The sequence below is a fragment of the Flavivirga algicola genome (genome assembly GCF_012910715.1).
GTDB lineage: Bacteria > Bacteroidota > Bacteroidia > Flavobacteriales > Flavobacteriaceae > Flavivirga > Flavivirga algicola.
Map to the genome: position 1 here is coordinate 30520 of NZ_JABBHF010000009.1, position 13639 is coordinate 44158.

The 13639-nt window shown below is 33.5% G+C and carries 12 protein-coding genes; 6 read left to right on the plus strand and 6 right to left on the minus strand.

Annotated features, from left to right (window positions below; genetic code table 11):
• Positions 1-32 precede the first annotated feature (32 nt).
• Both HHX25_RS15205 and HHX25_RS15210 read right to left on the minus strand, forming a co-directional pair.
• Positions 33-1091, minus strand: a complete 1059-nt coding sequence (locus HHX25_RS15205; protein ID WP_169675275.1) for an isoaspartyl peptidase/L-asparaginase family protein — start codon at positions 1089-1091, stop codon at positions 33-35.
• Between the two features lie 147 nt (positions 1092-1238).
• Entirely contained in the window at positions 1239-2132 is an 894-nt protein-coding gene (locus HHX25_RS15210; protein ID WP_169675277.1) for a DUF1963 domain-containing protein, read from the minus strand.
• A 309-nt stretch (positions 2133-2441) separates the two neighbouring features.
• Between HHX25_RS15210 and HHX25_RS15215 the strand changes: the two genes are divergently transcribed.
• The 6 genes from HHX25_RS15215 (at position 2442) to HHX25_RS15240 (ending at position 9003) form a co-directional block, all read left to right on the plus strand.
• Entirely contained in the window at positions 2442-2927 is a 486-nt protein-coding gene (locus HHX25_RS15215) for a CAP domain-containing protein (protein ID WP_169675279.1), read from the plus strand.
• A 313-nt stretch (positions 2928-3240) separates the two neighbouring features.
• Positions 3241-4794, plus strand: coding sequence for an L-piperidine-6-carboxylate dehydrogenase (gene amaB, locus HHX25_RS15220; protein WP_169675281.1), 1554 nt, complete (start codon positions 3241-3243; stop codon positions 4792-4794).
• Positions 4795-4867: 73 nt separating this feature from the next.
• On the plus strand, positions 4868-5563 hold the full coding sequence (locus HHX25_RS15225) for a hypothetical protein (RefSeq protein WP_169675283.1): 696 nt from the start codon (positions 4868-4870) through the stop codon (positions 5561-5563).
• Positions 5541-6230, plus strand: coding sequence for an outer membrane beta-barrel protein (locus HHX25_RS15230; RefSeq protein WP_169675285.1), 690 nt, complete (start codon positions 5541-5543; stop codon positions 6228-6230). The genes HHX25_RS15225 and HHX25_RS15230 overlap by 23 nt, the downstream gene beginning before the upstream one ends.
• 200 nt (positions 6231-6430) lie before the next feature.
• The gene (locus HHX25_RS15235) at positions 6431-7810 is read left to right on the plus strand and encodes a DUF1800 domain-containing protein (protein WP_169675288.1); all 1380 of its coding nucleotides are present in this window, start codon (positions 6431-6433) and stop codon (positions 7808-7810) included.
• Between the two features lie 2 nt (positions 7811-7812).
• Entirely contained in the window at positions 7813-9003 is a 1191-nt protein-coding gene (locus tag HHX25_RS15240) for a DUF1501 domain-containing protein (protein ID WP_169675290.1), read from the plus strand.
• Positions 9004-9074: 71 nt separating this feature from the next.
• Here HHX25_RS15240 and HHX25_RS15245 read toward each other — a convergent pair whose 3' ends face one another.
• The 4 genes from HHX25_RS15245 to HHX25_RS15260 form a co-directional block, all read right to left on the minus strand.
• Positions 9075-9215 carry a hypothetical protein gene (locus tag HHX25_RS15245; protein WP_169675292.1) on the minus strand — a complete coding sequence of 47 codons (141 nt, stop codon included), beginning with the start codon at positions 9213-9215 and terminating at the stop codon, positions 9075-9077.
• 1668 nt (positions 9216-10883) lie between these two features.
• The gene (locus tag HHX25_RS15250) at positions 10884-12017 is read right to left on the minus strand and encodes an ATP-binding protein (RefSeq protein ID WP_169675294.1); all 1134 of its coding nucleotides are present in this window, start codon (positions 12015-12017) and stop codon (positions 10884-10886) included.
• A 27-nt stretch (positions 12018-12044) separates the two neighbouring features.
• The gene (locus tag HHX25_RS15255; RefSeq protein ID WP_169675296.1) at positions 12045-12776 is read right to left on the minus strand and encodes a phosphodiester glycosidase family protein; all 732 of its coding nucleotides are present in this window, start codon (positions 12774-12776) and stop codon (positions 12045-12047) included.
• Entirely contained in the window at positions 12777-13529 is a 753-nt protein-coding gene (locus tag HHX25_RS15260; RefSeq protein WP_169675298.1) for an SDR family NAD(P)-dependent oxidoreductase, read from the minus strand. It abuts the gene before it with no gap.
• Positions 13530-13639: the final 110 nt, after the last annotated feature.

The following is a 13639-nucleotide window of genomic DNA, read 5'->3' on the forward strand; positions in this document are numbered from 1 at the left end:
TTTTGAGTTATAGTTAAATTGTTCTTAAAAGCTTAATCTTTATAAATACCGATTGATAGTTCACCTTTATCATTCATAGCCGCTCTATACATCCCCGCAGTATTAAATTCTGCGACCATATTCCCATTTTTATCAACGGCAACAACACCTCCAGTTCCTCCTAAATTTGTTAGCTTATTTTGTATGACTTCTTTAGCAGCTTCCTGAAGCGATAAACTTTTGTATGCCATAAGCGCAGAAATGTCGTGAGCCACCATCGCACGAATAAAATACTCGCCCCAGCCTGTGCTGGATATGGCACAAGTATTATTATTAGCATAGGTACCAGCACCTATAATAGGAGAATCTCCAATGCGCCCCCAGCGTTTATTGCTCATACCTCCCGTTGAAGTACCAGCTGCTAAATTTCCGTTTTTATCGAGTGCAGCACAACCAACCGTTCCAAATTTGGAATTTTTAATGTCTTCATCATAGAAGTAGGCCGTTTTATCGTCGTGATCTAATTCAAGCTTTTCAGATGCTTTTATTTTTTCGAGTGACTTATGGCGTTTTTCTGTGTAAAAATATTCAGGTTCCACAATTTGCAACCCTTGCTCTTTAGCAAAAGTGTTGGCGCCATTCCCAGATAACATAACATGAGGAGAATTATTCATAATTGCTCGAGCCAAATTTATAGGGTTTTTTACAATAGTTGTGCCCGCCGAGGCTCCTGCGTTTAAAGTTTTCCCGTCCATGATAGAAGCATCATGTTCATTGGTTCCAGCATTGGTAAAAACAGCGCCTTTGCCTGCATTAAATAATGGCGAATCTTCCATGACATTAATGGTTTTCTGTACGGCATCAAGACTAGATCCTCCATTTTTCAATATATTGTAACCAACTTTAATAGCCTCCTCTAATTTAACTTTATAAGCTGCCTCTTTATCTGGAGACATGTTTTCTCTTAAAATAGTACCCGCTCCTCCGTGAATGATTATCGAAAATTCTTGTTTTACTTCGTTTTGCTTCTCATGCTCAGTAGACAATTTTTGTTCCTTTTCGCAAGAAAGAAAGACCCATGTGATGACAAGCAAATAAGTAATTTTTTTCATGATCAGATTTAGCGGTTTTAAGAACAATAAAGTTAATGGTTTTATTATGAACTTAATCTTAACTTTTATGATTTGTTGAAAGTCATTATTTTATTCTCATATTTTTATTAGTTGCGATTACCCTTTATTGATTTATCATATGAAGCCCTAAGTATTTTGAACAATAAAGATAGTCTTTTCAAACTCTTTATTTTTTAAATCTTTTTTATGTATGCACAAGTAGAGATGCGCTCCGTTGTCACTAAAACCATATCCTTCACGGTTTTTCATTTCAAATGAGATTAGGTTAACGTAGTTTTCCGATTCCTTATAATCTTCTCCACAATACATTTCGCTCCACACTTCCGCGACAGTATGCTGTACAGAAATCGGGACGCCCAGTATTAAATTGTGACTGAACAAAGTGTGAAAATCATCCTTAGGAACTGGGGGAGCAAGGCCAATACTTTTAGCCATTTCTATTCGCATTGTAGTATTATAGGCTTCGTCGAACATAGTATTTGCAACCTCATCGATACCATCTGCATCATCTTCCGATAGTCCGTTCGATATATAATTAAATGGGTAACTCGGAAGCTGAAAACTACCCCTATAAGTTATGGTTCTTGGTGCCAATTGTTGTTCTGAAGGGATATCCTCAGGAATGTCTGCGAAAGAGAGGCTATCTATGCCAGGAAAATAATACACCTTAAAAGCATCTGGTATCTCATGTTCCCACATGATGTCATTAGTTACCGAGGCAAAACATAAAAGTATACCATGATCTGGCAACACATTATCAACGTCAAAGGGTTTTATCTCCTCAAAATTTAGCTGAAAGAAAAACGCCAGAGGGGCATTTTCCGATTTGGATTGCAAAGGCCAACTAAAGTTATCAGGTACTGCTGGACGCCCTCCAAACCTTGAACTCAAAAGATTCGGTTTGGATTCGCTTTCGTTTACTGAAAAAAGGATGTTAGGGATAATCGATTTTATCACGTCTTCCACGTTATCCCATTCATACCTTTTGACCTCTTCAATAATTCTCTTTTTGCTATTCATAAATATTTCTAAGTCAAGTTTCTATTAAAACGAATTTGTTAATCTATACTATATACCTGTATCGTTTTTAATTTTAGTAAACAAAAATAAATACATCACGTCGTTTTTGCACCCCTGTATTCCGTGAAATGCTCTAAATAATGAATATAAATAGGACTCTAGGGGAAGATATAGCTTCTCTTTTATTATAAGTCAAAAAAATATAATTAGGGTTAGATTTTTTGTTATGGATTTGGATTGGTTTAAAAAAGCAAATAAACCATAAAGCCAAATGAAACGTATATTTGAATACTCCAAATCAAATCATTCATGAAAAACTTTTTATTAAAAACTGGACTTACCTTAACATTTTTAACCATATTAACCTGTAACATAGGGTGTTCAAAAGATGATTCGGCTGTCGATACTGAAAAGGAAATGACCACTGATATAGCCAATGATATACTAAAATTAGTTAATGAACACAGACTTAGCATAGGAAAACAAATTTTAGAAACTAATGTTTTAGCCGAAGACTTAGCCGAAGAGCACAATATTTTCATGATTAGTCAAGGAAATATTGGCCATGAGAATTTTGATTCTCGAGCAAAGCAGCTGTTTGATGAAGAGAATGCTAAAAGTGTGGGTGAAAATGTAGCATTCAAACAGGTTTCTGCCCAACAAGTTATGACTGCTTGGCTAAATAGTGATGACCATCGTAAAAATATAGAAGGAAACTTTTCACATATTGGCGTTAGTGTTGTTAAAAGTAAATCTGGAACTTATTATTTCACTCAGCTTTTCTTTAAGAAATAAAATAAGTATCCATATAAATTTATTTTCACACCTCTTTTCTCCTATATATTTACTTACCAGAAAGGTTAGCTTTATTAAAATGCACTTTTCTCTTCTGCTATAAATCCAAATAATGAGCTCATTCCCACTTCTATCTAAAAGGCTTCTGTGTAGTTCAATAACTGGTATGGTTTTATAGCATCCATACTTTTTAGGTTTAGTCTAAATACCTTGAAACCATTCTTGATTATTTTTTGTAATAAAAATTAAGATTTAAAATAAACTTTATAAGTATCTTGCAAAAAATTAAATAATTCGCAAAAAATTGATATATATGAGCACAGTTTCTGCTGATTTCGGAATAAATGAGGCTTTAACACAGTTAGGTGTTAAAGATTTAAATGAAGGAAGTTCAACAGGCTCCAATAATTTCTCTCATGGAGATATTATTGAAAGTCATTCGCCTGTTGATGGACAATTAATTGGTAAAGTAAAAACAACTACAAAAGAAGATTACGACAAGGTAATGAATGCAGCAACTAAAGCATTCAAAACCTGGAGAACCATGCCTGCACCGCAGCGTGGTGAGATTGTACGTCAATTTGGTGAAAAATTAAGAGCAAAAAAAGAGGCTTTAGGAAAGCTCGTCTCTTATGAAATGGGCAAATCTTATCAGGAAGGACTGGGCGAAGTCCAGGAAATGATCGACATATGTGATTTTGCAGTGGGCTTGTCGCGTCAGCTTCATGGTTTAACCATGCATTCGGAACGTCCTGGGCACAGAATGTATGAGCAATATCACCCACTGGGCGTAGTAGGTATTATTTCGGCGTTTAATTTTCCTGTTGCTGTTTGGGCGTGGAACACAGCTCTGGCTTGGGTATGTGGCGATGTTTGCGTTTGGAAACCTTCTGAAAAAACACCTATGTGTGGTGTGGCTTGCCAGAACATTGCAGCCGAGGTTTTTAAAGAGAATAATCTGCCCGAAGGTATTTGCAATTTAATTAATGGCGATTATAAAGTAGGTGAATTTATGACCAAGGATGCTCGTATTCCATTAATTTCTGCAACGGGTTCTACCAGAATGGGTAAAATTGTAGCCCAAGAAGTGGCTGCACGTTTAGGCAAAAGTTTATTAGAACTTGGTGGTAACAACGCCATTATTGTAACACCAGATGCTGATATTAAAATGACCGTTATTGGGGCTGTTTTTGGAGCTGTTGGTACCGCTGGACAACGTTGCACCTCGACACGTCGCTTAATTATTCACGACAGTGTTTACGAACAGGTAAAAAATGCCATTGTAGATGCGTACAAACAGTTGCGTATTGGAAATCCGCTGGATGAAAACAATCATGTAGGTCCTTTAATCGATACAGACGCCGTAAAAATGTATGAAAACGCATTGGCTAAAGTTAAGGAAGAAGGCGGAAACATTATTGTTGAAGGCGGTGTACTTTCTGGCAAAGGTTACGAAAGTGGTTGTTATGTAAAACCAGCCATTGCTGAAGCACAACCTCACTTTGAAATTGTGCAGCATGAGACTTTTGCACCTGTTTTATATTTACTAAAATATTCAGGAACTGTAGAAAATGCTATTGATATTCAAAATCAAGTGGCTCAAGGCTTAAGCTCTGCTATTATGACCAATAATCTAAGGGAAGCCGAGCGCTTTTTGTCTGTTTCTGGCTCCGACTGTGGTATTGCCAATGTGAACATAGGAACTTCAGGTGCCGAAATTGGTGGTGCTTTTGGCGGTGAAAAAGAAACCGGAGGCGGCCGTGAATCTGGTTCCGATGCCTGGAAAGTATACATGAGACGTCAAACCAATACTATAAACTACACAACAGAACTACCTTTAGCACAAGGCATTAAGTTTGATTTGTAATAATAGTAATTTTTGTTGTTAATTTTACGCAACTATTTTCAGTATTTAGCATCCTTAATTTAAAAACAGATTTATGAAACATAAATGGATCTATTTATTGCTTTTGAGTTTTTTTATAAGTTGTCGGCCTCCAGAATTTGAAGGAAATATAAGACTATTAGTAAAAGGAAATCTTGTAGATGAAAATAATGATCCAATACCAGATACTAAGATAAGTATATATACAAGAAAACCAGATGGGTTATTTTCAGGTGATGGTAATACATTTCTATTGGGTACAGGTTATAGCAAGCAAAATGGGGCATTTTCAATAATAGCACTTTATGATCAAGATGACGATTTTGCAATTGAAGTAGATGGACAGAATAAGTTTTCAACTTATATATATGCCACGAATACAAAAAGTTTTTTTCCAGAAGATTTAACATTTAACCTGAAAACCCTTGAACTTAGAACAGTTTCAAAGGTTAATTACAATATTACAAAAACGAGCCCTTCTGCAACTGAATTTAGGTTTTCATTTAAATTTAACAATACAAATTGTTATGAGTTTTTTGACAAAGGAACCCAAGATGCAAACAAAACGGACTGTTTCGAAAAGATTAGTATTAATAGGTTTCTTAATGATGCAACACCTAATACTGACAATTCATTTTCCACTCTCTTAGGAACGACAGTTGAGTTTAAATATGTTATAGATGATGAACCAGAAGTGATAGAAACTTTTATTATTGACCGTGAAAACTATGATTTCAATTTCTCATATTAAAACTTCCTTTTTTTGTGCGCTTTTATTTGTAAGTCTTTTTTCTTTTGCTCAAGTTACCGAGACTTCAGAAAGTAAAAATAATTCGAAACAAGATTTTAAAGAGACAAAGCAGAAATTAGGTTTTGGTTCTATAAATTTTAATGTACCCATACCTTCTGGAGATAATTTTATTGGCCTTGGGACAAAAAGCAAAATAGGTTTCGATATCAAGGCACTGTTTTTTATTCATAAACAATTTTTTGTTTCTGGTAGTGTAGGCACCAACTATTTTAAAGTAATTGACCAGTCAATAATTGGAAACTATAATAAAACAGAAGCTCAACATCAATACCTAAGCATTGGCTATGAGGTGTTAGCACTTCCAAAAATGAGATTAGGTTTAAGCGTTTCTGTTTATGGTGAGTCATTTTATAGAAACACTCATTTTACAAATAATAGAAAAGCTTATCAAAGGGATAGTGGACGCGTTAGGAATTATAATATATATTTTGATTACATGCTTTCAGATGAATTTGCAGTATGCTTAAACTACAATTATCGGAATGATAAAATGAATATCAGAACGTCTCCCGATATTCAAAATATATTTGATAATGCAAGATTTCATTCTATCGGGTTGGGTGTTAAATTGTATTTCGGTAATGCTGATGTTATATCTGGTATTTAATGAATGCCTGTTTTAGTATCTAGCAAGTTTTTGGAAAAGACAACCAAAAGCAAAAGTTCCGTTAATTTGTTCAATATAAGGATAGTCTTAAATAACCGTTTTAACTTGAAATGTTTTTTTGTATCTTGAAGATTAAACCTTTCTAACCAATTCGAGTCAAAGTAACTACAAACCGCTCCTTATACTTTAAATTAAGTTAGATGAAAACGAAACATATTCAGCATTTGTATTGGCGTATTGGTTTTGGAATCTCACCACCCGAACTCAAAAAGCTTTCTAAACAAAGTAAAAAAGTTATAGTTGACAACCTTCTTAATGACTCAAAAAAAGTAACGCCCCTGAAATTAGACACTTCCGAACTTGATGACCTGTTAAGTGGTTCGTATGAAAAAACCAAAGAGAATATCAGGAAAGTTCGAACCATGAGCCGACAAAAAACCAAGGAATTGAATGTGGCTTGGGTAGAGAGGCTTACAAACCCTAAAGAATTGCTACGAGAAAAAATGACTTTGTTCTGGGCGAATCATTTTGTATGCAAAGACAATAATTATGTGTATAGTCAGCAGTTTCACAATACGTTACGCACCCATGCTTTAGGAAACTTTAGAGATTTTGTGATAGCTATCTCTAAAGAAGCAGCCATGACAAAGTACCTAAATACCAAGCAAAACCGCAAACGTAAGCCTAACGAGAATTTTGCACGAGAACTCATGGAATTATTCACATTGGGTGTTGGAAATTATACCGAAAACGATATCAAAGAAAGTGCCAGGGCTTTTACAGGTTATAGTCATAATTTACAAGGACGATTTGTTTTTAGAAAACGCCAGCATGACGAAGGCATCAAAACTTTTTTTGGTCAATCGGGAAATTTTAATGGGGATGATATTATTAACATAATTCTAAAAAACAGGCAATGCGCAAGATTCATCTGTGAAAAAATATATCGGTATTTTGTTAATGACATTATAGACAAAAACCATGTCAATGATATGACAGACGTATTTTACGCCGATTATGATATAGCGAACATCATACGTTATATGATGTTTTCAAGTTGGTTTTATGATGAAAAAAACATGGGTAACAAAATAAAATCCCCTATTGAATTTTTAGTAGGCATAAAAAATGTCGTTCCTGTAAATTTTAAAAAACAGAAGCAACTACTATATATTCAAAAATTATTAGGTCAAACATTGTTGAATCCACCAAATGTAGCTGGCTGGAAAGGTGGCAGAAACTGGATTGACAGCAATACCATAATTATGCGTTTAAAACTGCCATCGCTTATTTTGAATAACGCCTATATCTCCAAGGTTAAAGAAGGAACATCTAGCTCTGCTATGGAAACAAAAAAACAGTTCTTTAAAAAACATTATGGAAAGCACTTTAAAACAGAAAGTGATTGGAACTATTTCAACAATGCGTTTAAAAATGTAGATATAAACGATTTAAAAGATCATATTCTTGCTTGCAGTATAAACAAAACTGCAAACGAGTATTTAAAATCGTTAAGCAAAGTATCCAAACAGGAACATTGTGTGCAGCTCATGTCGTTACCAGAATATCAAATGTGTTAATTATGGACAGAAGAAAATTTTTAAAAAAATCATCTTTGGCAAGCAGTTTATTTTTTGTTCCAAGCTTTGTAAAAGCCTTTGAACAAGTAACCAGTATGAGCTTGGGTTATAAAAGGTTAGTCATTATTCAATTATCTGGCGGAAATGATGGTTTAAATACTGTCATTCCGTTTAGAAACGATTTATATTACAAAGAACGCCCCACTTTGGCAATTCCAAAAAGTGATATTATCAAACTCAATGATGACGTTGGATTACATACCAATCTAGCTCCTTTAAAACGTTTGTACGATGATGGACATTTATCAATTATTAACAATGTAGGATATCCAAACCCTGTTAGGTCTCATTTCAGATCCATGGATATTTGGCAAACGGCTACAGACTCAGATAAATATCTACAAAGCGGGTGGCTTGGGCGCTATTTGGATAACTATGGAAAACATCCTTACAGTGCTATTGAAATCGATGAAAGCTTGTCACTGGCCATGAAAGGGGAAACCACAAACGCCATTGCAACTCAAAACCCGAAAGTTTTTTATAACCTATCTAAAGATCCTTATTTTAAGAATATCTATAACCACCTGGATGACGCACACTTAAGCGAACATAATTTAGGCTACTTATATAAATCTATGATTGCTGCCGAGTCTTCTGCTAAATATATTTATGAAACCAGCAAAACAGTTTCACCCCATAAAGAATATCCAAATAATGCGTTTGGAAAACAGTTAAAAATAACCGCTCAATTTATCAACTCGGGTATGGGCACCAAAGTATTCTATGGATCATTAAGTGGTTTCGATACGCATGTAAACCAGTTAAATACTCAAAAACGTCTATTAAAAAATTATGCAGATGGTATCGCAACCTTTGTTCAGGATTTAAAGGAAAATAATACATTTAAAGACACTTTAATTTTAACTTTTTCGGAATTTGGGCGTCGTGTTAAACAAAACGCCAGTTTAGGCACAGATCACGGTACAGCAAATAATGTATTTATTATTGGAGAGCATTTAAAGAAACAAGGGCTTTACAATAATATGGCTAGTTTAAGTGATTTGGATGATAATGGGGACTTAAAATTTGAAATCGATTTTAGAACCATCTATGCGACCGTTTTAAACAAATGGCTGGAGGTGAATGATGAAAAAATCTTGAACAGATCGTTTAAGCAGTTGGATTTTATTTAATGTGTATTCAGCAAATGACATAACACTGAATTTCAATAGTTATATCAAAATAGATTCTTTTTAAATCATCTTTAATTTAAAGGGAAAGATAATCCAAAAGCAAAAGCTCCATTAAACTGTTCAACAGAAGGGTATGCATGATAAGCTAAGGCTAATTCAATATTATGATTACGGCCTACTGCTACTCCTAAAGAAAAGGGAATATGTATCAAGAATCCTTTTTTCTTTAAATCGACATTAGGTGTATATGTTACAAAAGAACCAACAGAAGCACCTACACCTATTTCAAAATAAGGTGCAAACCACGGAATTGGGGCAGCAACTCGGATTTTACTACCTAAAAAAAATGCATCGGTAGTTACTTCGTATTCAGTTAAGTCTTCATGTGTCGAACTACTAGGAGACGTTAAAATAAATCCAGCATAAGGTCTAACACCAAACCATTTTTTTGGACTAATAACATATTCTGCTTGAGCATAAAAACCAGAACCGTATATCTCTAAATCATCATAAGGCGCACTTGCTCCAAAGCCTATAGAGGCATGAATAAACTCCCCCTTTTGTGGCTGAGCGTTTGCAATGTTAGAAATAAATATTATAAAAATAGTAATAGTAAAAAAAATTACGGAAATAATATGTCATTTGAATTGGTTTAAGTTTATTGGTTTTGCATGTATATATCTATAAACAAAAAATGAGATTTAAATAGGTGGTATAAATTGTTTTTTATTTCATATAATACTTTTAAAATATCAGCTATTAATCTTTTATCTAGATTCACTTTTTCAAGAATCTCTACTGTCACATCTACATTCCTTTTTTGACTTATCAAATTTAATAATAAATTACCTTTCGTTAACGGTCACACACGAATAATTCAGTCCATTTTAAAAGCTCGGCTGCCATCAATTTAGGTTAATAATTAAAGGTTACATTATTTTAAGCGCAACCCATAATTTAAACAAATTACAGGCAAGGTCATTACTATCAAAATAAATAATAACAGTGGAAAATCTGAATCAATTACGTTTAATACAGAAAGTAAATTCATAACAACTAAAGAACAAATCACTCCTAATATGGAATATATAACACCTTTTTTTATTTAATTTTTCTTTAGTAATAAATTCATCAACTTTAATAAATCCGTTAATGGTTAAACCATAAATTATGCCTAAAGAAAGAAGCAAAAAGAAAACACCTAAAATCATATCGTCAATAAAAGGAAATTTTGTGCTTTTCAACGCCCACTGTATTAGATAATAATTAGAAGTTGAAATTAACACCTCAATTATTGTCCAAACAATATTTTTCTAATTTAATTTTTTAGTGTCCAAAGCATTTTGGGTTATATGTGAGTTTTCCTTTATAATACTAATGTAAGTTTTTAAAATTTGACAATAAAATCCTTCTTTGTAAAAGATTTATGGAAATCCTTTACTGCTTACTGTTATAAATAAGCTCAAATTTATTTGGTTGGGGTGCTAATAGGAGTAATAAATGTAGTTTATTTTATACAATCCTAACTGAGAGAAAACTGGTGTTTTGTTATGGGTAATCCGTAATTTTCAGTTATAGTAAGATGATTAAACACTTAAAAAAACAAGGATTTTACACATTGAATACATGTCTATATCTTTCAATTTTGGAGGGTATTGTTCTTTAAATAACGTTAGTTAAAGTGTATACGATAGACATAGACGTATATAAAAGATAATTATTTTGCCTTAAAAAAGCACAAAAAAACCTTGCCCCATACCGAATACTCGAAAGAAACAAGGTTATATCTAAAAAGATTAATAGCGCTGCAAAATTAGTGATTTTTATCGCCTATCAAAATTTGTACGTTAATTTATAGTTAAATAATTAACAAATGTTAATCAACTATATTTTACCTTTCTTAAAATACGCAAAGATTCCTTGTAAAGACTATATAACTCTTTACTATGTGTTTTTAAATGAGGCCTTGCTTCATTAAGCTTGTTTCTTGCTTCCTGAAAAGAATTAAGAAAACAAATAAGATATGTTCCAGGTAAATTTTTCAAATCCACTTCCTCCCTTTTTGTAAGCGTAAGCCCTTTTTTGAGTTTTTCTAAAATAGCATTATTGGCATTATAAATATGGTGTAATACCTTTTTGTCAAACTGAGGTGGTTGAAATAATAACTTTGTTTCAATACTGTAGCTTGCATTATTTTCAAAACGAATAATTGTTTCTTCTAATTGATAATATTTACTGGAGTTTTGGAGTCCAAGATTTACATATTCAATAATCTTAAAGCTTTCATCATTGAATGAGATGGAGACCTCATCCAAGGCAGAGAAAAATAGACGTACCTGCTCATTAATCAACTCAATATCAACCCTAGAAAAGAAAACCTCATCCTTTATAGCTTTTTTTTGACCCGCCCAGCATACTACAAAATACTCTTTAAAAACTTTGTACTGCGCATTAAAATCTTTACGGGTATTCATAAAGTCGAAAACCCCATCGAGCGTATGCTCTATATTGTTTTGTGCATTGTTCTCAATGGCTTCGACAATTTTAGAATTGACATCTTTTATTTCAATATCGAATACCTTGGGCATACTCATACTACCATCTCTAAAAAACACAGAGCCTCCGTAGTATTTCCAGATATTTTTTCGAAGGGATGTTATTTTTCCAGTAGGCCTAATGGTTACCAAACCAACCACTTTATGATCGGGAAGATGCGGAAACGGAATGTTTTCATATTGTACTATAGGTGGATTGCTCAAATAGGCATTGATAAGGTTCTGTATTTTACTATCATCAAAAAAATCAACACCAATAACATGGTTATCTTCATCTTCAACACCAATAACGATATAAGAATTGTTTTTAGGGTTGCTATTAGACAGGGCACAAATATGTTTTAAAAATTTAGCCTTCCCTTCTTTATGACTAATGTCTATTTTTCGCTTTTTATCATAAAAACTGTTCTCATCATTATGAGCTAATAGATGTTTTATAAGGAGGCGTTTATTAATCATAGTATCATTCCAAGTAAGACAAGGGTCTTAGTTTATTTCTTTAATTTCAGCAATAATTACTCCAAAACTACCATCTAATTGCCCCCATCTTTTAGAAGGTAAATAGGTTCTTGATACAAATCCGTCGAGATACAAAGCATTTTTACAACCTTTATTTTTGAAAAATTCCGCAAAATCATATAGCGTGATTAAACCTTTAGACATGGCAAATAAGAGGTTACCGTTTGGGAGTACACCAACACCGTTTCTTATATGTAAATGCTTTGAGTCCTTTTTAAATACAGGGTGAATTTTGTTATCGATAACCAACATGGGCCCCGACTGTGTTGCATAAACTATTTTTTTGTCAGGTCTAAAGTTTTCAGTTTTACATACAATCCCTTTGTTATCTTTTGTTATGTAAAAAACACCATTAGGTTGTAAATAAAAATTGCCATAATCCTTTTTTGAAGTATCCAACGGAATTTTGGTAATCCCATCTTCTATAAACAATCCTTGGGGCGAACCATCTTTCATATACATCCCTCCATTAGTAGCAAAAATTAATTCTTGATTTTTACTTTTAAGAAATGTTTTTAAGTTTTTATGATTCCCAATATTAATACCATGATCATTTTTCCAATAAAACTTAAGGGTTTGTTGTTTTAAATCGACAGTGTGGACAACAAACTTTGAGTCATTAGAAACTTGACCATATAACGATTCAACACAAAACCTAAAGATTACCAAGTAGCACAGGAGCAGGAATATCTTCTTCATCTAAAACTCTTTTTTTACAGTCACGCTATTGGCCTGAGCAGTTGGAAACACCAATAAATCTGCAATGTTTACATGAGGAGGTCTCGAAATGGCAAAATAAATAATCTCCGCAATGTCTTTGGCTTGTAAAGCTTTAAATCCCCTATAAACAGAATCGGCAATTTTATCGCCCTTAAAACGTACTTGTGAAAATTCGGTTTCTACTAAGCCTGGATTTACAGACCCTACCTTAATTCCAAATGGGTTTAAGTCTATACGCATCCCTTCTGTAATAGCCAAAACGGCATGTTTACTGGCACAGTACACATTTCCTTTGGGGTAAACCTCCTTACCTGCAGACGAGCCAATATTAATAATATGTCCAGATTGGCGGGCTGTCATTTGTGGAATAACCGCTTTACTTACATAAAGTAACCCTTTTACATTAATATCCATCATCGCATCCCAATCATCAAGGTTTCCTTCGTTGATAGGGTCTAAACCATGTGCATTACCTGCATTATTTATTAAAATATCAATGGTTTTAAATGCGTCTGGTAGTGATTCAATAGCCTCTAACGTTTTTGCTTTGTCGCGCACATCAAAATTTAAAGTATGAACATTGGTTAAACGTTCTAATGCTTTTTGGATCGTATCTAGACGCCTTAAACGCCTTCCACACAAAATTAAATTGATTCCTTGTTTTGCAAATTCGTAAGCAGTTGCTTCACCAATACCACTTGTAGCTCCTGTTATTAGGACAGTTTTTTTCATATATTATACAGGTTATATGCCTTTTTTAGCAATTCACGTATAAAAATACTTAAAACAGGTTTAATATTGTATTATTGTTTTTAAATTATCGTGAATCCCTAACCATAAGT